At 47.4% G+C, this 20,768-nt stretch carries 21 protein-coding genes; all 21 read right to left on the bottom strand.

Features of this window, described 5'->3' with window-relative positions:
• Window positions 1–50: 50 nt before the first annotated feature.
• Window positions 51–1,073 carry a hypothetical protein gene (locus tag ABXS70_RS09530; RefSeq protein ID WP_366295474.1) on the bottom strand — a complete coding sequence of 341 codons (1,023 nt, stop codon included), beginning with the start codon at window positions 1,071–1,073 and terminating at the stop codon, window positions 51–53.
• Entirely contained in the window at window positions 1,060–1,617 is a 558-nt protein-coding gene (locus ABXS70_RS09525) for a hypothetical protein (RefSeq protein WP_366295472.1), read from the bottom strand. Before ABXS70_RS09525 ends, ABXS70_RS09530 begins: the two co-directional genes overlap by 14 nt.
• A complete protein-coding gene (locus ABXS70_RS09520) occupies window positions 1,614–2,006 on the bottom strand; it encodes a hypothetical protein (protein ID WP_366295470.1) in 393 nt (130 codons plus the stop codon). The genes ABXS70_RS09525 and ABXS70_RS09520 overlap by 4 nt, the downstream gene beginning before the upstream one ends.
• 16 nt (window positions 2,007–2,022) lie before the next feature.
• The gene (locus tag ABXS70_RS09515; RefSeq protein WP_366295468.1) at window positions 2,023–2,508 is read right to left on the bottom strand and encodes an ABC transporter permease; all 486 of its coding nucleotides are present in this window, start codon (window positions 2,506–2,508) and stop codon (window positions 2,023–2,025) included.
• Window positions 2,509–2,575: 67 nt separating this feature from the next.
• On the bottom strand, window positions 2,576–4,189 hold the full coding sequence (locus ABXS70_RS09510) for a hypothetical protein (RefSeq protein ID WP_366295466.1): 1,614 nt from the start codon (window positions 4,187–4,189) through the stop codon (window positions 2,576–2,578).
• Entirely contained in the window at window positions 4,159–4,641 is a 483-nt protein-coding gene (locus ABXS70_RS09505) for a hypothetical protein (protein WP_366295464.1), read from the bottom strand. The genes ABXS70_RS09510 and ABXS70_RS09505 overlap by 31 nt, the downstream gene beginning before the upstream one ends.
• Complete coding sequence (locus tag ABXS70_RS09500; protein ID WP_366295462.1) at window positions 4,631–6,457, bottom strand: ATPase, T2SS/T4P/T4SS family; 1,827 nt, start codon at window positions 6,455–6,457, stop codon at window positions 4,631–4,633. Before ABXS70_RS09500 ends, ABXS70_RS09505 begins: the two co-directional genes overlap by 11 nt.
• 7 nt (window positions 6,458–6,464) lie before the next feature.
• Entirely contained in the window at window positions 6,465–7,295 is an 831-nt protein-coding gene (locus tag ABXS70_RS09495; protein WP_342551447.1) for a hypothetical protein, read from the bottom strand.
• Window positions 7,292–8,005 carry a hypothetical protein gene (locus ABXS70_RS09490; RefSeq protein WP_366295459.1) on the bottom strand — a complete coding sequence of 238 codons (714 nt, stop codon included), beginning with the start codon at window positions 8,003–8,005 and terminating at the stop codon, window positions 7,292–7,294. Before ABXS70_RS09490 ends, ABXS70_RS09495 begins: the two co-directional genes overlap by 4 nt.
• A 97-nt stretch (window positions 8,006–8,102) precedes the next feature.
• The gene (locus ABXS70_RS09485) at window positions 8,103–9,125 is read right to left on the bottom strand and encodes an SAF domain-containing protein (RefSeq protein ID WP_342551449.1); all 1,023 of its coding nucleotides are present in this window, start codon (window positions 9,123–9,125) and stop codon (window positions 8,103–8,105) included.
• 26 nt (window positions 9,126–9,151) lie between these two features.
• Entirely contained in the window at window positions 9,152–10,636 is a 1,485-nt protein-coding gene (locus ABXS70_RS09480; RefSeq protein WP_366295457.1) for a serine/threonine protein kinase, read from the bottom strand.
• 187 nt (window positions 10,637–10,823) lie between these two features.
• On the bottom strand, window positions 10,824–11,873 hold the full coding sequence (locus ABXS70_RS09475) for an SAM-dependent methyltransferase (protein WP_342551451.1): 1,050 nt from the start codon (window positions 11,871–11,873) through the stop codon (window positions 10,824–10,826).
• A 6-nt stretch (window positions 11,874–11,879) separates the two neighbouring features.
• Window positions 11,880–12,659 (bottom strand): ATP-binding cassette domain-containing protein, encoded by a 780-nt coding sequence (locus tag ABXS70_RS09470; protein WP_366295454.1) that lies wholly within the window; start codon window positions 12,657–12,659, stop codon window positions 11,880–11,882.
• Window positions 12,656–12,973 carry a thioredoxin family protein gene (locus tag ABXS70_RS09465; protein ID WP_342551453.1) on the bottom strand — a complete coding sequence of 106 codons (318 nt, stop codon included), beginning with the start codon at window positions 12,971–12,973 and terminating at the stop codon, window positions 12,656–12,658. The genes ABXS70_RS09470 and ABXS70_RS09465 overlap by 4 nt, the downstream gene beginning before the upstream one ends.
• Window positions 12,970–13,311 carry a cyclic-phosphate processing receiver domain-containing protein gene (locus ABXS70_RS09460; protein ID WP_342551454.1) on the bottom strand — a complete coding sequence of 114 codons (342 nt, stop codon included), beginning with the start codon at window positions 13,309–13,311 and terminating at the stop codon, window positions 12,970–12,972. The genes ABXS70_RS09465 and ABXS70_RS09460 overlap by 4 nt, the downstream gene beginning before the upstream one ends.
• 18 nt (window positions 13,312–13,329) lie before the next feature.
• Entirely contained in the window at window positions 13,330–14,178 is an 849-nt protein-coding gene (locus ABXS70_RS09455) for a deoxyribonuclease IV (protein WP_342551455.1), read from the bottom strand.
• Window positions 14,168–14,989, bottom strand: a complete 822-nt coding sequence (locus ABXS70_RS09450) for a DNA-formamidopyrimidine glycosylase family protein (protein WP_342551456.1) — start codon at window positions 14,987–14,989, stop codon at window positions 14,168–14,170. Before ABXS70_RS09450 ends, ABXS70_RS09455 begins: the two co-directional genes overlap by 11 nt.
• 7 nt (window positions 14,990–14,996) lie before the next feature.
• Complete coding sequence (locus ABXS70_RS09445; protein ID WP_342551457.1) at window positions 14,997–15,806, bottom strand: TIGR01457 family HAD-type hydrolase; 810 nt, start codon at window positions 15,804–15,806, stop codon at window positions 14,997–14,999.
• A gap of 103 nt (window positions 15,807–15,909) precedes the next feature.
• Window positions 15,910–16,038 carry a hypothetical protein gene (locus tag ABXS70_RS09440; RefSeq protein ID WP_342551458.1) on the bottom strand — a complete coding sequence of 43 codons (129 nt, stop codon included), beginning with the start codon at window positions 16,036–16,038 and terminating at the stop codon, window positions 15,910–15,912.
• A gap of 122 nt (window positions 16,039–16,160) precedes the next feature.
• Window positions 16,161–17,105, bottom strand: a complete 945-nt coding sequence (rnz, locus tag ABXS70_RS09435) for a ribonuclease Z (RefSeq protein ID WP_342551459.1) — start codon at window positions 17,103–17,105, stop codon at window positions 16,161–16,163.
• 76 nt (window positions 17,106–17,181) lie between these two features.
• On the bottom strand, window positions 17,182–20,622 hold the full coding sequence (metH, locus tag ABXS70_RS09430) for a methionine synthase (protein ID WP_366295450.1): 3,441 nt from the start codon (window positions 20,620–20,622) through the stop codon (window positions 17,182–17,184).
• Between the last annotated feature and the right edge of the window lie 146 nt (window positions 20,623–20,768).

The raw sequence follows: 20,768 nt of genomic DNA, 5'->3' as shown, positions 1-20,768 counted from the left end.
ATGAGGCTGCTCCTATCTATTTACATTACTTTAGTTCACGTTTCAAACCCCTATTCTAGCACAGATTCTGTGTTTTCTGAAAGTAATGAAAAATGGGCAGAGCAGTTATACTCAAAATACCCTCTCGCTGCTGCCTGCTTTGCAGTCGTAAATACCTCCTCCGCACGAAAACCGGGATTACAGGTCGCAGGATAATGATATTTAATGCCTGTTGCGGAATCCATTCCGCCAACAACTGCTGTTCTTTTAACCAGTCTTCCTCCGCCAATTGCATAATTGTTAATTTTTTGATCTCCAGCAGCAATGCCTTGGATAAAAGCCATCAAGCCAGTATCATTGATCGAATTATACCAATCTTCCTGTGAGATCAAGGGCATCGTGAACAGATAAGATATCCCATTCTTCCTGGCGAATTCATTATGACGATTAATGACGTCTGCCAGATCATCCTGAACACGAGTCACGATCCGGCTGCGCCGCACCTGTTCAAAGACCGCTGTGTCTTGAAGGAGTGTAATTGTTGAGTCTGCAGCCAGTTCCTGCTGAAATCCTTCGATCCATTTTCCCGCACCGGCATCATAAGCATAAATATAACCGTCAAGTGTAAAATTAATGCTGTTTCCGTCCGAATCTGAGTATGTATAAGGTTTTTTAGCGCTCCACACATGTCTGAAAGACCTTTCTATCTCCCCTGTCATTGCGGTCTCTTTGGCATACATATAATAACCGTCATAATCGAGTATCACGATTGCCGGAATGTAGTCAAACATATGCTGAACAGCAGGCGGATCATTCTGTATGCCCATGTTCAAAGCCATCGTTTGGGTAAATGCAGACAGCGCAAGTTCCTTATCCGCCCTAACAAATTTGATGGATTCGTACCCTGCCTCGGCATGTTGTTTCTCGTTCTGATGCATAACTGCGCCAGCATCCATCACTGCGGTTTGAAGTGCTGTTTGGTAACGATAAGCAAGCTCACTCGCTTTCTGAACATCATGGGTACGGAGTGTGAAAATATAAAAGAGCGGAAAAAAAATCAATACAAATACGATGGAAAGTTCAGTAATCTTCATTCAGCACCATGCCCCCATGTGTGGCAAAAACCGCAGAAGCTTGCGCTGTACCTAATAACCACTCCCGTAAAAGCATAGCTGGTGTGCGATTGGTGCTTTTGAGACTCACAGTGAAGTAATCACCCACGTTTAGCATATATCGGCGCTCCGGATCTTCTATGGACAATGTTCCAGACGGCGGAAAGAGGCGATCCCTGATTTGAGACAAGTAATATCCATCATGAACAACCTCATAGGTTCCCGTAAAGCTGGTTTGATTCATCGGGTCCGTATATTGAGGTACGTATTTTTTATGCAAATGTTCCATTGAGAGATCATAGTTGTTACCCGTTCGGGCTAACTGCTCTTCGAACTCCATCAGCATTCGTGGTGAGATATAACCTTTAGTTCGCACAGCATCGACCAACCGTGTGACATTCTGAGCTGCAGTCATACGTGCAATATCATCCTGACGTTCTGCAGTTTCGGCCGCAGGATATACATAAAGCAGAAGAACTGCAAGCAATACCGCCAACAATTTGGATGCCGCATTGATCACGGTCACCCTCCCTCCTTCCAAAATGAAAGCTTTAATAATTCTCCTGATACATTCCGGCTGTATTCAGCTCTATAGTACGCATCCAGCTCAACCGGAATCATGACTGATGGATTTACAAGCGGATCGACCACGTACACATAACCATTTACCTCAACCTGAACTTCTGTTCCTGCCATCTGCCGCACAGTATGAAGCACTTCAGTTCCGGTATATGTGTCCAGTCTGCCCGTACGCAGTGTCGTATGAACTCTGCCCTCCATAGCTGCATTTGCGTTCATCCTCTCGTTCAAAGCGTCTGTTAGAATACGAAGATTGCGCTGTCCGTACAAGCAGGCTGTCACTAAAAAGACAACCGCCGTACAGAGCAGCATCAGATGCTGCGTGTTTCGGGTCATGTTGGACCATCTCCAGTCAAGATTGCTGGAAGATCAGACCTCTAACCACATTGGATCGGTCTTTGACGATGACAGCTTTGAATTTACCACTAGGATTAACATATTGATTGTCTTTTTCACTCATCGTCTGATTAATACTTCCTACCTTGTCATCAGGTGCAATGACAGAACCATAGTCCGCATTGTTTAGATCTTGAGAAATGTTGAGCTGATTGCCGTACCATTGACCACCTTTGTTTTTCCCTGTAATAACCTGGATGCCAAACTGATCCTTGTCCGCATACTTACGCAGAGCATTGGTCACCTGTGATCCGCTAATTGTTGTTCCGTCATACACTGTAAATGCAGCCTGTGAAAGCTCTGTCTGAATATCTGCAAAGTTATTTTGTGCCGTTTTGGTAGCCTCCTGAGCGGAAATAAACAGCAAGACGACGATCGTGATCAAAGCAATGGTCAGAAAAATTCCCGCAGCTACCTTCAAAGCACTTGAAGCATTATTCATAATAAACACCCTCCTAAAGTTATATCCTCAATTATTATTGAGACTTTACACGATAATGTAATATGACCTACAGCCTTTGAATTTGTTCATAGTACGTGTTCATCTGCACAAAACTCATCCCAACGAGAGGAATGACCAGGTAGAGAAAGATTAGAGCATACATAGGAGTAAAACCGATTGTCCTGCCCCAACCTGCCTTGATATCAATGATTTTGCTGTATTCCTGTTTGCGCTGTTCAAAATAGAAGGACATCATGCTTTCCAGATCGTCAAAAGCTTCACGAATGGATATTTTCCCCAGAGCAAGCTGTAATTTATCAATTAAACGTTGAAATTCAGGCAAGCCGACTTCTTCCTTTAATTGTTCAAGTGCATCCTCGGGTCCATGTTCGAAATGCAGCAGACACTTCTGCAGCGGCCTTTTGAAAATGACCGCAAATCGATTGAGCCATTCCACAATCTCTTCAACAGACATCCGATCCATCTCTCTCAAAATGGAAATCACGGTCTGAAATTGATAGATTTCATGACGCATGTCCAACCTTCGCATTTTACGCTGAAACAGCATGAGCCAAATCGGAACATAGTATCCTCCTACGCCAATCGCTATGGCCAGAACAATTCCCCACCAGCGTAAATACTGGTTGTTATACGCCTCAATCTTCTCTGTAATGCGTTTTATCGCCGCCGCCTGTGTATCCTGGTCCAGCTGTACTGGTGCAAGCTGCGTCAATGCATTGGAGACATCTTTATAAGAAGTTCCGGCCTTCATGCGAACATGTTCCATGACCAATGCGTCAAGCGCAGTCATATCTTCGGCTGCCTTCAGATCTGCCTCAGACATCGTTCCAAACATGCGGTCATCCCTGATTGGATCATGCAGAATATGATTACGTTCAACCTGATGAAGCAGCAGAAAAAAGCCCGTAGTCAGAACCGTGCAGCTTATAAATAACAACAATCGTCGAACAGCCAGCCATTCGTACTTTAACTCGGTACTGCTCTCTCTCATTAATCTGATTGTCTGATGGTATTGAACGCTCCCTGGTTTGGGAGCAAACAGCACAGCTATTTTTCGTAAAAAGAGCTGTTTATACAGGAATCGATCCAGTCTGGATTGTTTATGTCCGGAGCGATAGCGGGTTTCTTCGTAAGACTGAAGACGCTGCAGCAGCAGATAGGCGGCTATGATGATAACATAGATCGATATTTTGGTAACGAAGCCAAGTTTACTGCGGTAAAACTCATCCATTGTAGGAAAGCTGACTCGTGCCCAGCGCTCAATCGGCCCCGTAAAAAGTACTGGAGCAAGAGCAATTACATTCAGACCCTGCAGCAGATAATCAAGCCGCTCACGCCTCAATATCTCCAGATGAATTTCCTGTGTAAGATTACCTAATCCTTGAAGATAAATGGAACCCTGTTTCTTGTCCTTGTCTCCAAACTCCATGACCATATAAGAAATACCGGCAAAACCTTTTAGGAAACGATTTGGCGCCACTTCATAATACCGCTCAAGTGCTTCATTGGGGTCAGGGGAAGTCAGCGCTTCATAGATCAGTCTTACCTGCTCCGCGGCTTCACCTGACGCTGCCTCAGATGCTTCGTACAGTGCTTCCTCAACCATTCCATGCTGATGATACCGATGTCTCACATCTGCAAACAGGTCGAGCATCTGCACCAGCAGCTTTTTTCCAGACGACTAAGGCACATATCCACCACAAGGCTGTTCAGCACAACAGCACAGAGAATGGACTGTATAATAAACGAGGTGCCGGGCTCAGACCAAAACAGTACTGCACTGACTGCCCCATACCCGCCGACAATAATCAGAACAACAGTCATCGTTAGTTTTCGCAGGGTAGGTTCATCTCTGGCATAGCGATACGAGATTCTTTTTTTTACTTGCATGATATACGTTGAGAGCAGCGGTATCTTCATGCCAAGCTGGTATGCCTGCAGCAGGAGACTTCCCCAGTCCCGATACTTCCTGCCGTATATGCTGATCACATTTACGGCAGCATATGCCGCGGCCGTCTCTTTTCGTCTTATTACATGCAGCATCATTAGTGTAATGAGTAGACCAGATGCACAGATGCCTATAACAAGAAGCAGAAGCCATTTAATGCTCATAACTCTCACCCCAATGCTGCCCGATAAACTGCCCAAATCTTTCAGCATCCTGAACCGTCATCTGTTCCTTCATATCTGTTATACACGAGAGGGAGATCGGCGCAGACGCCACATATTTACCCTGCTGATACTCCACCACATTCCGAAATGCGAAACCGTCCTCTTCCTCCGGCACCTCAGTATTATTGAAACGGGGAATACATTCGGTGATCCGCTCGATAAACCTGCGGCCCTCTGCATCTTTCTTCATATGGACATCAAAGTTAATAACGCTGACAACCTGCTCTTCCGCAATATGTTCATGCTGAAATATACCTGTTTTGAGCAGTGAATTCCGGAGTGAAAACACCAGATCACGGAATGTTTTAGCATGGTGAGTAAACAGGGTGAATAAGCTTGCCACCTGTGACATCTGAATCATCCAGGCAGCTACCTCATCGCTCGCAATCTCACCAAGTATGTTTACCGTACCGTCTGTTTTTTTCTGCAGATCGAGCCCCTGCTGCCCAGATATATGTTCTGTTTCGCGAAAGCTGAGAATGTTGCGGCGGCTGTAGATTTTTCTTAACTGCAGCTCAAACGCCATTTCCTGTACACGAAGGGTATATGAAGCATAGATATGTTTGACCATAGCCATGAGCAGCGTAGTTTTACCAGACCCCTGGGCTCCCGTTACGGCAGTAATTCGGCTCCCTTTCATCAAAAATTGCAGCATCTCAATTGGTAATTCTGCGTTGTTACCCGTAATCAGCTGTTCCAATGAAGCATTAGGGATATCAAATTTCCGAACAAAGAAAGCCCATGATTCGGCAAAAGGAGGACGCACAACGACGACTCGTGAGCCATCCTTCATTTCGTTGACTTTGTAGCCGCTCGCCTCCGACAACTGCCCCGGATAATTGTATTTATAGATGTTCTGACATACTCGCTTTAACTCTCGAATGCTGCCGAAACTCAAGAACGGAAGATGAATAGATTTTCCTTTATAAAAAATCCACACACTCTCCATGCCGCTGAGCGGTTCCTCGTAAGGCTCATCCTCAAAAGCGTGCTCCAGTAGATCATTCCATGAAACAGGAATATGACTGCCCATATGCGGGAGGGATTCAAGGATACCGCTTACCCCACCACTGACACCATCGATCCGTTGATCCCTGATCTCATCCACAACCGAGAACCCCTTGTAATGCTGATAGACACGCTGCACGATAATTTCTACCTTTTCTCTGAAGCCCAATTCCCGGTATTCACAATCAAAAACATACTGGACATCCTGTTCGGAAATATAATAGCTTCCGCCATCCTGCGCGGCCTCATCCAGTCTGAGTTTACCTAAATCATAAGTGTCAATCATCATAGACAATGCGTCTGCCCCAAATTGTTGACGATATAAATAAAAAATGATCTCGAAGCGGTCCTGTACCGTCAACCGTTCGGGTTCGGCGAACATTATGACTTCGTCCACATTAGCTTTGTTCAAGCCAATACTTCGTGTCAGCAGGTCACCAATCAGATTTTTGACGTACGTTTTGTCACTGAGGCTGCCGGATACGCATCCTTTCAACGCTTTTCTCATCTCAGCACGCTGATTAATCCTTCGGCGATACTCTTCCTCATGTAAACCTGCATCAGCAAGCTGGCTGTGGCTTATTTCATGCAGTGAAACTTTTACCCGATGAATTAATGCTTCAATTGTAAAAGACTCCTGCTGAGGTATGAGGTTCTTTCTCTCCCGAATGAAAGCTCGGTATTTAAACCAGACATAACACATGCCTGCCATTAAAATAATCACTATCCCCAATGTATTCCATATCATTAAAAATTCAGGCGCCCCTTTCCAGCCTTTTCAACACAGTGCTTAATCCCGCACCTTCCATCACCAGACGGGCGAGTTCACTCATGCCAGCGGCAAAACTCCCTTTACGAACATCTTTTTTCTCACTCATATTTTGAAGCTGCAGGTATCTCGCCGCATCTCTGCGGTTCATCGCATCCAGATAAGCCGATGCATAGGGTATAGCCGACAAACTGCCCTTATACCTAAAACCACGTCTAATGTTTGAAAGTGAGGCACGAGAATGAGAATCATACTTATTGATAAGCACATGAAGCCTTTTCTCACTCAACTGCTCAGGCAGTATCTCTTCAAAAAATTGCTCCAGATTCCTCATATTCTGATTCAATACAACGACAACATGATCCGTCTGCTTCACCATAAACTGTGAATCAGCACCTGTATGCTCCGCATCCAAAAGAACCAAATCATAACTTTGGTTCGCAATATCCAGCAGTTTTTTTAACAGTTCCCCTCTATCAGTTATAAAGCGTTCGTTCCTGTTATTACTCCCTGTCAACAGATCAAGTCGGTCCTGCAGCAGCGGCTTGGTGTAATCACTTAAATTGTGTTTGTTAAGACTGCCGCTAACATACAAGCGTTCGACCGCGTCCCAGCCATTTTCTTCGAAAGAAAACATAAGTTGAGCTGAAACCTTCTCGTCCTGAACTATGCCTGTTTCTACACCAGAATTTGTATGACCTGTATTAACTAACAGCGTTCTGGTTCTATACTGCATCGCTATCGTATAAGCACCGATCAAGGCGCTTGAAGAACAGCCCGTTTCCGCAAAAGGGCTCCAAAATGTAATCGTGCTCATGCCCTCATCCTCTCTGCTTTTTTGATCGCGCGGCGGCTTTGGACAAGTTCCCAACCGGTCAGCTGCTCCACAACACGACATAATGATTTTTTGTAGTTTCTTGACAATGGGCCCAGCTGTACACAGCGATGATGTTCATTCTCAAGCTTGGCAGCCGCACTGAGTTCATCCCATGGGAGGATCATCGGCTCCCCCGTCCAATGAAAAGGGCTTCCTTCCAGATAGGCCCACAAATAGTGCGCTTCAAGTCTGCAATCGACGCTGTTGATCAGCATTCGCTGGAAAGCAAGATCCTTAGGCAGCTCCTGCTCCGCTGTTAACTGTTCGAGCCATCCTCTCCCCCGTTCCAGATTGTAACGTTCATAATCACTCACCCACACACGAACATCTGCGGTTAGCCATAGATTTCGCGAAGCAAAGTGTGAAGTCTCCATGTCATATATCACATAATCGTAACTGTCCAAACGCTCACCATTTACGTGCAGATGATGTTCTACCGCCATTGAAGTAACAAAGTGACAGGCAACGTCAAACCCCTCAAATTCCACAACCCGCAAAGACTGCTGATGATCCCCGACACTGTATCCATATTTTTGCTGCAGTGTACCATCCACGAGCAGAACCCGCTTACCTGTTGAAGCAAGTATTTTACACAAGTACAGCATCAGATCATTTTTTTCACACAAACCAGCAAAAATCCATACATGCACAGCTCACCGCTCCTATCCTCAAGTTTACGTTGTTATAGGCATTTCATTATTTACAGGCTCTATTTTTCCGCATTCCCTGCTTTTGTGTTAAATTAAATCATTCATTCCCGTTCAGTACCTGCTGCTGCTCATTTAAGGTTGAAGATTCAATGGAGTTTGATGCTTCTCCAGCATGTCCCCCTTCGGTACTGCCTGATCCATCCCTCCAGATCGTACCGTTTGACAGGGAGGAATCTTGTGCCGCTAGTCTTTTGTTATACGTAATCGAGGATTCTGCTGCATCCTGCTCAACCCCTCTGGATGGTGCTGATACCGACGCAGCTAACGAACTTTCTAGCGAGCTTCGAACTTGTCGAGATAATTCCTGTTCGGCATGGCGCACAATGTTGGGATCACTCTCCAGCAGTTTTAACACCTCGGAATTGGCTGGATATGTTGGAATTGCCGCTGTCTGAAATTGTGGTTCTACATACGTTAAAGCGTAAATTGAAGCTTTATGTAAATAGGCATCTACAATTGCGCTGGACAGCGACAAAATCTCTTCTTCTGTCATCGTAATCCACAATGTCGCTGCGTTTAAACGTTCCACTTTTTTCTTGGATAAAAGAACATAGTCCTGACCTGTCGGAAACTGAATTCGAACATCAATCCTGTCTCCTTTCGCAAGTGAGGAAGGCAGCAGTACCACCTGCAGTTCACGATTTCTTAGATCGGGCGGAGCAGGCATGTCCTCATATACCATCTCGGTTGTAATGGCCGTTCCTTTTTTAAGTTCAATTTTCGCCGCTTGACCTTCCATTTTCTTGGTGCTGGACCACAGATTACGCGGTGCCTGCGCATCAGGTATCGCAATCAGCTTCAGATCCTCGGGAAGGATTGATTCACCTGCTTCAATATCCCTGATCGTAACCCATCCCTGAGCGCCGGAATTCCACTGCTGCAGCAGCGACGCTTCTTTCTCCTCATATGCTGACAAATAAGTGTCCTCCATGGCTGACCTGGCATCCGCTGCCGTTTGGAGCTGATAAATCACGTATCCACCAAAGATCAGTCCCATGGCTCCGGCTCCAATCAATCCCGAATAAATGAGTTGACGACTTTGTTTTCTTAATCTGGACAAAAGAGGCTCTCCTTTCGTTATCTCCTCTAATCATGTACTTTTCTTCGCGAAAAAAATGAACGCTTTCTAGGCTGTGCTGCCATTAGGTGCCCCAGAATTTGCGAGAACATCTTATCCATATGCGGGTCCTTGTCAAATGGATCAAGCTGGAGCGGCAGTCCGTATACACTCGGTGTACTCAATGTTCTGCGTATACGTTCCACGGCATCTGTCGGGGCAAGTGGAATACAGTATATCCATTTCTCCCGGGGGTAGCGATAATGCGAGCGTACAAAAGCAGTAATCTCCACTTGTCTCCACTCTGCTCCTGAACCGATGACGATGGGCAGATCGGCACGTAAAAACTCTTCTAATCGGCTCTGATCCTGTCCGCTCCCAAGATCCATTACGATGAACTGATAACTGCCGCCCAGAAGTGATAAAATATCGGCACGGCCCGACTGCTTCCAATAATGCACGCCATCTACTGCAAACTGTCTGCCTGAATAGACTGGTTTCCCTCCTTGAACCGCCTGCTGAATACGTGCAAATGACTGAGAACGAGGCGACATCTCGATGACCGCAACCTTGAAGTTTTGCCTTTCCAGATAGTGGCTGATCGCGATCGCTGTATGGGTAACACCGGCCCCCGCTGAGGCCCCGGTAAGTGCAATCACCCGGGTCCCTCCACCAAGCCTCAACTGTGGATCTGAATGAGATGTATGTTCCGCCCTTCCCGGTATGCGAAGCAGTTCCTTTCTCACCTCATCTGCTGTTTGAAACCGTTCATCTGCTTCATGCCTCAACAACCTTCTCGCAACAGGAAGGTAAGTTCGCGGGATATCCTTTCGTATAAAGCTCTCCACACCTTGAATCCATTCCGTATAAGCTCCACTCGTCATCAGATATAACATCAATGCACCAAGACCATATAAGTCCGAACGGGCATCTGTTTGTCCCGAACCATACTGCTCTGGTGCAGCAAATCCGGCAGTCCCAAGCTTTACGGTGTCTTCAGCACCCTGCGTCTTGTAACTGCGAGCAATGCCAAAATCAATTAAACGTACTTCATGCTCGGGTGTAACCATAATGTTGGCTGGCTTCAAATCCCTGTAGATCACAGGAGGGTCCAGGTTATGCAGGTAGCTCAGCACATCCAGCAGTTGAAGTACAAAGTCCATCAGCTGCTGGATTGGAATTCTCCCCCTGCACTGTTTGAAGTAATCGCCTAGGGTTAAACCTTCAATATATTCCATGACCAGATACGTATAACCGGCTTCATCAGGAGCAAAAAAGTCAACAATCTGTGGAAGCCTCGGATGGCGCAGTGAGGTTAGCAGAGCCGCTTCTCTCTCTACACTGCCTTCGTAGGGCATCTGCGTAATACTTTCTTTCACCGCCCATATTTTACCCGGAAGCTTCAGATCCTCTGCCTCATACACATGGCTCATTCCACCGGAACCAAGTACAGATAGGATGCGGTATCTTCCTCCCAGCAGGCTTCCGCGTTCCAGCCTAGCCGGATGTCTCATAAGAGTGCCTCCTTCCACACAGCACAAAAAAGGGAAAGCTTCACCGAAGCTGAACCAACCGGATAATTCGGTTCTGTCCACTTCGGGATGCTTTCCCTCAAATTTTGTAATGTTATGGTTAATATTGGTACCATTATAGTATACCAAAGCATATGTTGTAAAGCTGAAATTCGTTATGATGTATCTCTTAATATTTAATCATATAAAGTGTAATCTCTTCGCGATTATGGAACAGCTGCTTCGAACGCTGAATCTGCATCCGTGAACGCTCAAACGTATCAATCACGTCTTTAATGAGCGCGAGCGGTTTCTTATGAAGCAATTTTACGGTAACAATCGCCGTTCCACCGGATTGAAGGCTGTACAGAAGATCAGATATCAACCTGCTCATCAGCTTCGGACTCCAGCTCATATCACATACAAGCAGATCGAATTCGCCTTCGCGGAAGCGGACGTCACCTGCATTTTTTTTCAAAAAGGTCAGTTGGGGTGAAGCGAGCAGAGATGCATCCATCTTCGCCGGGTCTACTGCGGTTACCTCAAGCCCACGCTCAAGCAAAAATGATGTCCATCCCCCTGGTGCTGCCCCAATATCCAGAGCCTTGTGAAAAGATCTGAAATCAATGCCAAAGGTCTGTTCCGCTTCGAGCAGTTTGAATTTGGCTCGTGAAATCTGTCCCTCTTCTCTCTGAAAACGAACAGCTCCACCGCTCCAGTCGGACAGATTCTGTTCGGGTTTGGACACTCCGGCATATAACATATCATCGGCGGCAAATACCGAAATGACAAAGTCCGCACCCCGGATAACCCACTCACATCCGAGATCGTCCAGCTTTTCTGTCAGCGTTTGCTTCAATGAAGCCGCGTTTTCACGCCAGAAAGAACCTTCCGTTTTGCGAGTTTGCAAGACCACCTTCGCACCAGACAATGCCTTTTGGTTCAGAATAAATGCAATCAGTTTCTCCAGAGACTGCTCTGCATCTTCCGTGTTCTCTTGGAATTGCACAGGTTGAATATGACGTAGAAACGTTGGAGACTCCTGCAGCAGCCTAGCCGAAACTTCTTCCTCTGCAGCCGGCAAACCGGCAAGCAGAACTTCTCCTGGAATCAGCACGGTGCTCTTAACTGCTCCAAAGGTACGGCGCAGTTCCTCCTGCGCATAAGGCGCAAAGCCATGATTGGCGGTGCATATAAAACGGGAGAAGTCTGCTTCTCCCCAAGACGATTGTGTACTCAACTTGTGTTACCCTCCAGAACGTACGCGTATCCATGGCCGATCTTCATACCACTGAATATCTACCGGAATATCATACGTATGCTTAATTGTATCTTCTGTTAATATGTCATGTTTCGGTCCCGCGGCAGCAATACGTCCATCACGGATCAATGCGACATGAGTAAACAACGGCACGATCTCTTCCACATGATGAGTGACGTACACCACCGTCATATTTCGCTGACGCAGACGATCTATTTCGATCAACATCTTCTCGCGTTCATACAGATCAAGGCCGGCACAAGGCTCGTCCATAATAAGCAGCTTTGGTTCAGCCATCAGCGAACGTGCCAACATGACTTTTTTGCGTTCTCCCTGGGATAACGTCCCCAGCGGTTGATCTGCCAGTTTCGAAAACCCCATCTCGTCCAGCAGCTGCATCACCTTTGTTTTTACTTCATCCGGAATAGTCTGATAGAAACGCAAAAAAGCATACGCTCCCGTAGCGACAACCTCCCATACCGGATCGCGTAATGTCAGCTTTTCAATCAATGTTTGACTGATATAACCGATCTCTTTGCGAACTTCCCGAACATCGCATTGTCCATACACATTACCGAGTACTTCAATGCGCCCTTCAGTTGGAAACAGATAACCATTCATCATTTCCAGCAGCGTTGTTTTACCCGATCCGTTCCTGCCCAGAATAACCCAGTGTTCACCAGCTTCGATGCGTAAATGAACATCTTTCAGAATTTGATTCTCATCACGGCGAAGCGAAATTTGCTCCATCATAACAACACTCATTCCAACACCGCCTTCCGAATTTCATGAAGCAGGTGCTCGACCGAATTCATTCGATACACCATCCTGGGCACGTCCTGCTCTCCATCAAACAGCATTAAAGCCGGCACACTTGAAATCTGAAACTGCTGTACCAACTCAGGAATGTCATGTATGTTCATATCAACCAACGTATTTTCCGGCAGCAGGTGCTCAGCAACTTCCAGCATACGGCGGGCTGCTGCACATGTTCCGCATAACGGCGTATAGATAAATACAGCATGAGGTACACCTTCCCATACACCGCGCATTAACATTTTAGACGTAATCGGCTTCATGACTTCTCAGCCTCCGCAGCGATCCGAAGCATGACTTCACCTGTCATCGGGCCGTTATGAATAACGACAGATTCAGGTTTACTGCTGTACAGTATCTCGTACATCTGCCGTTTTCCATACATACTCGACGTATGTAAATAGATTTCACGTGGATAAAGCTCTTCCCTTACAATCGCTGCGGCAACCTCACCGCCGTTCATCGAATCCGGTCCCAGCTCATAGTCCAGTGACAGAATGTCTACTTGGCCCTCTCTTAATAACATAAGACATTCCTCTGCATTGACAGCCAGTACAAACCCTTTTGGACAAGAACGATAGTCATCCAGAAAAACATGCATCGTCTCGCACCTCCCAACTTATAACCAGGAACGCATGAGCTGAATATCTTCCCGATGCGTTCCATCTTCTCCCGTTTCCGTCTCCAGTACAACAACCGTTTGCTGAAATTCCGGCGACTGCAGCAGTGTCTTCATCGATTCGCAGCCAATATGGCCCTGACCAATTCGCGCATGCCTGTCTTTTTTCAAACCGTATGCGTACTTGGAATCATTAAAATGAACAGCCGCCAGAACATCCCAATATCCCAGCTGTCTGCCCTTTTCTAATAAAGCTGACTCATCTCCGGATTTCCACATCCCTGAAGCAAAAGCATGACATGTGTCGAAACAAAAAGCAATACATTCCGGATATCGACTCAGTTTGCGAATCTGTATCATTTCTTCCATCGTTGTTCCCATAGGGCCATGATCCCCTGCCTGATTTTCAAGTAAAATCTTGGACTTGCCCTGCCACCCTTCGAGTGCGGCGTCCAGACATTGAATCACATTATGGTATCCCTCCAGCGGATCTTTGGCTTGAAGATGTCCAAAATGAACAACCGTCCCCACCGAACCGCATGCGTCAGAGATTTCGAGATCGTTACGAATGGAATTTACTACTGCATGGAATCCCGCCTCTCCACGGGTCATGCCAAGTGCCGGATTCGTGGGATAGGGCGAGTGTGCAATGGAAGCCAGTCCATTCGCCTCGCACCAATCCCTGCACTGTGCAGCATCCTTCAGATCCAGACGTTTCAGATTGAGACTGCGCGGGTTTTTCGGAAAATACTGAAAAGCCGCTGCTCCCATCTCATGCGCTCTCCTAGCCGCCTGTAAAAAACCTCCTCTGGTGCTGACATGTGCGCCGATACCCGTTTTAGGCCTCATGCTGACATTTGGGACAGAAAAATGCCTTTTTGCCCGTAATTTCTACTCGTTCGATGGTTCCCCCGCAGCGTGGACAAGCTTCGCCTTCCCGATCATAAACCCTACACTGTTCGTCGAAACTGCCTGTTTTGGTATCTCCCTGCATCAGCGGCATTTCCATATAGCCACCCTCGGACGCGGCTTCTCGCAGTACCGACTGCATGGCATGGTACAAGCGTTCAGTCAGCTCTGGAGAGTTAGCAATATTCTGCGTTTTTGAGCTGGGTCTAAGTCCCGCCGCAAAAGCAATTTCATCCGAGTAGCAATTACCAATACCCGCAATAATATGTTGATTCACCAGCGTTGTTTTGAGTGTTCCACGGCGACCTTTCAGCAGTCCGGCAAATCGTTCTTTGTTCATCCGGCGATCCAGCGGCTCTGGACCAAGATCGGACATGGCTGCTTCCGTTTCCTTGGAAGTCATCAGATGCAGATACCCGAGACGCAGACCGATAAAGAACAGAATATGTTCTCCAAAATGAAGTTCTACTTGTGTGGATCGATCGGGACGCTCGTCCTCTGTGCCCCAGAACAGCATGCCGCCCAGCATCAGGTGCAGCACAAGCCGCTTGCCGTTTGCGAGGTGAAAAATCAGATGTTTCGCACGCCGCTCAACAAATATAATCCGATTGCCTGTCAGTTCACGTATGAACACGTCAGAAGTAGTATTAATCGTTTTTTCACGGTTTACGACTACACCTGTAATCGGCAAATCAAGTATATGCTCGGACAATATCGTCCGGTAATTTTCCATTTCCGGTAACTCTGGCATTCTTAATCTACTCCTTCTTGGAAGCCTGGTCAGCCCGCTCGGTCAGCCATGCAGTAAGTGTATGCAAATCATCAAAAACATGATCAGGACGAGCTTTCGCGGCCTGAATATGTCCATCCATATTTTCACGTGTTGTAACACCCGTAAGCACAAGCAGCGTTTCACAGCCCGCCGCCACGCCTGCAGCAATATCTGTGCGCATATTATCACCGATAACAGCCACTTCTTCAGCTTTTAAGTTCAATCTGCGAATCGCGGATCTCATAATGATGCTTGAAGGTTTGCCGATGACCGTTGGCTGCACTCCCGCTGCCGCTTCAATGGCTGCTCCAAGCGTACCTGCGCCAGGTGTCAATCCGTCATCGGACGGAAGCTGGAGATCCGGGTTGGTCATAACAAAAGCTGCTCCTCCATTGATCCAGCGGAGTGCCTTCGTTAATTTTTGATAGGAAAATTCACGGTCGATGCCTTGAATAACATACTGCGGCTCGTCCTCAGTCATCATTAAACCGGCTTCTTCCACAGCCTGAAGAAGACCCGTTTCCCCAATACAAGCCACCCTCGCCCCGGGAGATGCTGCCGCAACATATTCCGCCGCAGCCACCGCGGAGGTGCATACCTCTGAGGCATCAGCAGATATGCCCATCCCGTTCAGGTGGTCGGCAACACCTTGAGGGGTACGGGAAGAATTATTGGTCACGAACAAATAAGGCACCCCCTGTTCTCTCAGCGTCTGAATCAGCTGGTCAGCTCCATCGATCCGATGCCTGCCATGATACAGCGTACCATCCAGATCGATCAGATAGGCCTTTATCATACACAGCACTTCCTTTCTTCATTACATTAACATTTCATGCCCTGAACGGGACTTATGGATGGAAATAACCTGTATTATATGTATTAAAGCATGTAGGATAGCCTTAACTTACAAGGGCATGCTGCAAGTCGAACCGGATCGAAGACCGGCGGTTTAACTCGCGCGCCTGCTGTACAAGCTTGTCATTTCCTGCGCTTTCCCGGAAAATAATTCGGATCATTTCCCTGCTCATACTGCCCATCCTACACGCTTTTTGACCAGATTGCAAAAGGGACCTCAGGAATATTTCTCCCTCAGTCCCGTCTCATTCGCCAGCTGCTGACTGCAGCCTACTCCACCGTCAAAGACTACACTTTATTGCGTTGAATCATGCTCTCGGTGAACAACAGGGATAAGTTGGTGCTCGTTCGCAAGACGTGTATTCGGGAAGATGGACTTCGCTTCCTCCAGAAGCGGTTGAAGCTGATCGTCATCCTTATAACGCGAGCTGAAGTGAGTCATAATCAGCTGTCCTACACCCGCCGCTCGGGCCGCTTCCGCCGCTTGTTTCGATGTACTGTGATAGTATTCATGGGCTGTATCGGCCAGATCATGCATAAACGTCGCTTCATGAACAAGAACATCTGCATCCTGAGCGAGAGGCTGGACGTTATCGCAAGGACGTGTATCGCCCAGAATGGTAATGACCATTCCTCGTTTGGGTGCTCCCAGGACATCCTCAGGACGCAGCATGTCTCCACTATCCAGTGTAATCGTTTCTCCCCGCTTTAACCTTCCGAACAAGGGGCCAGGTTTCAGGCCATACGCTGCCAATCTGGCAGGATCTAGACTGCCGGGACGGTCTTTCTCCGTAACCCGGTACCCGTAACTGTCGATCCGGTGCTCAAGCAGGGCTGATTCCACAAGGAAGCTGTCATCTTCAAACACAATCCCGCCCGTATGCTCCACAATGTTCAGATCATAATTCAAACGGGATTGACTTAGCTCCATTGTTGTTGAAATCATGCGTTCTGTCCCTGGCGGCCCATAAACGGTGAGCGGCGTTGTTCCGCCCTGATACGCTCTGCTGGACAACAGTCCGGGCAACCCGAAAACATGGTCGCCATGCAGATGTGTAATAAAAATTTTCTCCAATTTGCTTAATTTAAGCGGTGAACTCAAAATCTGATGCTGCGTTCCTTCCCCGCAGTCAAACAACCACAACGCTCTGCGTTCATCCAACATGCGGAGTCCAATGGACGTTACATTCCGTTGAAGCGTAGGTACACCAGCATTCGTTCCCAGGAAATATAATTCCATTCTGGATCGCACCTCTTTCTGCTGCCAGCAAAAACCCTCCGACAATGCGGAGGGATTGCCTGACAAACTACTGAATTTATGCTTTTTCGACGTTAAAATATTTCGCCTGCGGATGGCTGAATACCATCGCGGACACAGACGCTTCCGGCTCCATCATAAAACCTTCCGTCAGCTCAACACCGATATCCTCAGGCTGCATCAGCTTAAAGAGCGGACCTTGATCCTCCAAATCCGGGCAGGCCGGATATCCAAAGGAAACTCGAATCCCCTGATAACGCGCACCATGACGCTGCTTCATCGTCATATCTGCAGGGTCCGGAAAGCCCCATATATCTCTCATCATATGATGCACACGTTCCGCCAATCCTTCCGCGACTTCCAGCGCTACCGACTGCAGCGCATGTGAGCGAAGATAATCCCCTTGATCCTTCCAAGCCGTGGAGAGCTCTCGTACACCATGTCCGGCAGTAACGACGAGGAAGCCCACATAATCCATCTCACCAGAATCAACCGGCTTCAGGAAGTCCGACAGACACAGGAATGGCTCTACCTTTTGACGCGGGAACGTAAAAGTATGCAGAATGCTGCTTGTATCCTGCGGATCATAAATGATGATGCTGTTGCCGCTGGACTGTGCCGGGAAGAAACGATACATCGCATGAGCCTGAATGATTCCGTCACGAACCGCTTCCTGCATAATGCCGTCTACGACCGCTTTCAGATCCACTGCTTTGGGATCACCGGAAGCAAGCAGCTGCTCAACAGAGCCCCGAAGCCCCAGATGGTGTCCAAGCAGCATCTGCATGTTCACATAAGGCAGAATGTGTGACAGCGGGTAATTACGCAGTGTATGGCGCTCCAGATCAGGCGGTACCAGGACCGGATGATCGGCTGTAATAGCGGAGCGTTCTACCCTGGTAAGCTCCGGAAGTGCTTGAACTTCTCCTGCACTTGAAGCGTCCGCTTCTTTTTCAGCATCCATCTCGGCCTGCATCGCTTCCCGCGTAACCGGGTTCATCAGCTTATTGGCCAGATCCAGGCCGTCCATTGCATCCTTTGCATAAACAACCATACCGTTATATTCGGGACGAATCCGATTTTTAGTAAACTTGCGAGTTAATGCCGCTCCCCCTACCATAATAGGTACATCAATTCCGGCTGTGCGCAAATCCTGTGCGGTGAGGATCATCTGCTGTGCGGATTTGACGAGCAGACCTGAAAGGCCAATCGCGTCAACCTTTTCTTCCCTATAGGCCTCGATAATACGCTCTGGTGGTACTTTTATACCCAAATTAATGATCCGGTAACCGTTGTTGGACAAGATGATCTCGACCAGATTTTTACCGATGTCATGCACATCGCCTTTAACGGTGGCAAGAATGATTTTTCCTTTAACGGAAGTTTCATTCTTCTCCATAAACTGCTCCAGATATGCTACAGAAGCTTTCATGACTTCCGCACTTTGAAGCACTTCGGCAACAATTAACTCATTGTTGTTGAACAGCCGTCCAACTTCCTCCATGCCCCGCATTAACGGGCCGTTGATCACTTCAAGTGCTGAATATTTAGCAAGAGCCTGCTCGAGATCAGGCAGCAGCCCCTCTTTGCTTCCTTCTACCACGTACGATGCAAGACGTTCTTCCAGAGATAGATTCGAGATTTTCTCCTTTTTCTCTACCTTCTTATTACGGAAAGCCGCTACAAACGCTGCCAGTGTCTCATCATTGGTATTATACAGCAATTCCTCCGAGAGTCTGCGTTCTTCTTCCGGAATGGATGCGTAGCGCTCCAGCTTTTCGGTGTTTACGATGGCATAATCCAGACCCGCTTTGGTGCATTCATACAAGAATACAGAATTTAACACCTCACGACCCGCTTCAGGAAGACCAAAGGAAATGTTGCTGATCCCGAGAATCGTATGACACTCCGGCAGTGCTTCCTTAATGATTCGTATGCCTTCTATCGTTTCTTTGGCGGAACCAATATACTGTTCGTCACCCGTTCCTACCGGAAACACCAAAGTATCAAAAATCAGATCTTCCGGCTTCAGCCCGTACTTGTTCACCAGCAGGTCATACGAACGCTTGGCCACATCAAGCTTGTCCTCCCGACTGATGGCCTGGCCCCTCTCGTCGATCGTTCCGACAACGACCGCTCCGCCGTATTTATGGAGCAGTGGTGTTACCAATTCAAATTTCTCTTCGCCATCCTCAAGATTAATGGAGTTAATAATTGCCTTGCCTTGAGAATACTGAAGTGCCGTATCGATAACCGCAGCGTCTGTCGTATCAATCATCAGCGGAACTTTGACCTTTTTGACAACCAGTTCGAGGAACTTGATCATATCTTCCGTTTCCTCACGGTCGGGGTCCTGTACACAGACGTCTACGATATGTGCTCCATTTTTCACTTGTGCTCGCGCAATTTCAGAAGCTTCTTCGTACTTGCCTTCGACAATTAAGCGTTTGAATTTCCGTGAACCCAGCACGTTGGTGCGCTCACCAACCATGTAGGGGCGATTATCCTGCTCGACATATACCGGCTCAATGCCGGACAATGCAGGCGGGTGTGTTCCGTTCAATTCTCTTGGGGGGTATTTGGCGAGTGTATCACGCATGGCCTGGATGTGAGCTGGCGTCGTACCGCAGCAGCCTCCAGCAATGTTCAACCAACCCTGTTCTGCAAAAGCCCCGATTTTCTGAGCTAACGAGTCTGGCGATTCATGATAGTTACCATTCTCATCAGGCAGACCTGCATTGGGATAACAGCTCACGGCTGCAGATGCCATGCCGGACAAAGAGCGTATATGGTCACGCATGAACTCTGGACCTGTCGCACAGTTTAGTCCCACCGAAATCGGGTTAAGGTGTTCTAAGGATATATAAAAAGATTCAATGTTCTGACCGGCCAAGGTCGTACCCATCGGCTCAATCGTTCCTGAGATCATTAAAGGCAGCTTCATACCGCTCTGATCAAACGCTTGCTGAATACCAATGCTTCCCGCTTTGACATTGAGGGTATCCTGTGAGGTTTCGAGCAGTAGCGCATCAACGCCTCCCTCTATTAAAGCGAGAGCCTGCTCAAAATAGCTGTCAACCAGCTCTTGGAATGTCACCCCGCCGGTCACAGACAGTGTTTTGGTCGTTGGCCCCATAGCTCCTACCACATATCTTGGTGACTCTGGTGTGGAAAAACGGTCAATCGCAGCTTTCGCGATCCGGGCTGCTTCCAGATTGATTTCACGTGCACGATCTTGAATATCGTATTCAGCAAGAACTACTGAAGTTGCACCAAATGTATTGGTCTCAATTAAATCGGCACCAGCTTCCAAATAATCTTCATGAATACGTTGGATCAAGTCTGGACGGGTTAGCACCAACATTTCATTACATCCATCCAGATCTTCACCGCCGAAATCGTCGCTGGTCAGATCCACTTGTTGAATCATTGTCCCCATTGCACCGTCGAGGATTAATATTCGTTGTTTTAATGCATCGTGTAGACTAAGCTTATCCAATATCTTCACCCCCGCAAAACGTTAAATCTTAGTTTAACAGAAACTTACTTAATGTGAAAGATCGGTTTTGCTCCCGAAAGGTCTCGAATTTGCAGGAATGAAAGCGAATTTGTGAATCGACAAAATATGAGCTATCCGATATAATT

This window comes from Paenibacillus sp. AN1007, assembly GCF_040702995.1.
GTDB lineage: Bacteria > Bacillota > Bacilli > Paenibacillales > Paenibacillaceae > Paenibacillus.
The sequence above is the reverse complement of the archived record's forward strand: the minus strand, read 5'-3'. Positions and strand labels throughout refer to the sequence as shown.

Bases quoted from the DNA above. Each gene is read 5' to 3' on its own strand.
- ABXS70_RS09495 (WP_342551447.1), bottom strand. From the start codon at position 7,295: ATGAGCACGATTACATTTTGGAGCCCTTTTGCGGAAACGGGCTGTTCT.
- rnz (WP_342551459.1), bottom strand. From the start codon at position 17,105: ATGGAATTATATTTCCTGGGAACGAATGCTGGTGTACCTACGCTTCAA.
- ABXS70_RS09505 (WP_366295464.1), bottom strand. From the start codon at position 4,641: ATGAGCATTAAATGGCTTCTGCTTCTTGTTATAGGCATCTGTGCATCT.
- ABXS70_RS09460 (WP_342551454.1), bottom strand. From the start codon at position 13,311: ATGCATGTTTTTCTGGATGACTATCGTTCTTGTCCAAAAGGGTTTGTA.
- ABXS70_RS09465 (WP_342551453.1), bottom strand. From the start codon at position 12,973: ATGAAGCCGATTACGTCTAAAATGTTAATGCGCGGTGTATGGGAAGGT.
- ABXS70_RS09480 (WP_366295457.1), bottom strand. From the start codon at position 10,636: ATGAGACATCCGGCTAGGCTGGAACGCGGAAGCCTGCTGGGAGGAAGA.
- ABXS70_RS09530 (WP_366295474.1), bottom strand. From the start codon at position 1,073: ATGAAGATTACTGAACTTTCCATCGTATTTGTATTGATTTTTTTTCCG.
- ABXS70_RS09445 (WP_342551457.1), bottom strand. From the start codon at position 15,806: ATGATAAAGGCCTATCTGATCGATCTGGATGGTACGCTGTATCATGGC.
- ABXS70_RS09450 (WP_342551456.1), bottom strand. From the start codon at position 14,989: ATGCCAGAGTTACCGGAAATGGAAAATTACCGGACGATATTGTCCGAG.
- ABXS70_RS09470 (WP_366295454.1), bottom strand. From the start codon at position 12,659: ATGAGTGTTGTTATGATGGAGCAAATTTCGCTTCGCCGTGATGAGAAT.
- ABXS70_RS09440 (WP_342551458.1), bottom strand. From the start codon at position 16,038: ATGAGCAGGGAAATGATCCGAATTATTTTCCGGGAAAGCGCAGGAAAT.
- ABXS70_RS09500 (WP_366295462.1), bottom strand. From the start codon at position 6,457: ATGATATGGAATACATTGGGGATAGTGATTATTTTAATGGCAGGCATG.
- ABXS70_RS09455 (WP_342551455.1), bottom strand. From the start codon at position 14,178: ATGAGGCCTAAAACGGGTATCGGCGCACATGTCAGCACCAGAGGAGGT.
- ABXS70_RS09515 (WP_366295468.1), bottom strand. From the start codon at position 2,508: ATGAATAATGCTTCAAGTGCTTTGAAGGTAGCTGCGGGAATTTTTCTG.
- ABXS70_RS09520 (WP_366295470.1), bottom strand. From the start codon at position 2,006: ATGACCCGAAACACGCAGCATCTGATGCTGCTCTGTACGGCGGTTGTC.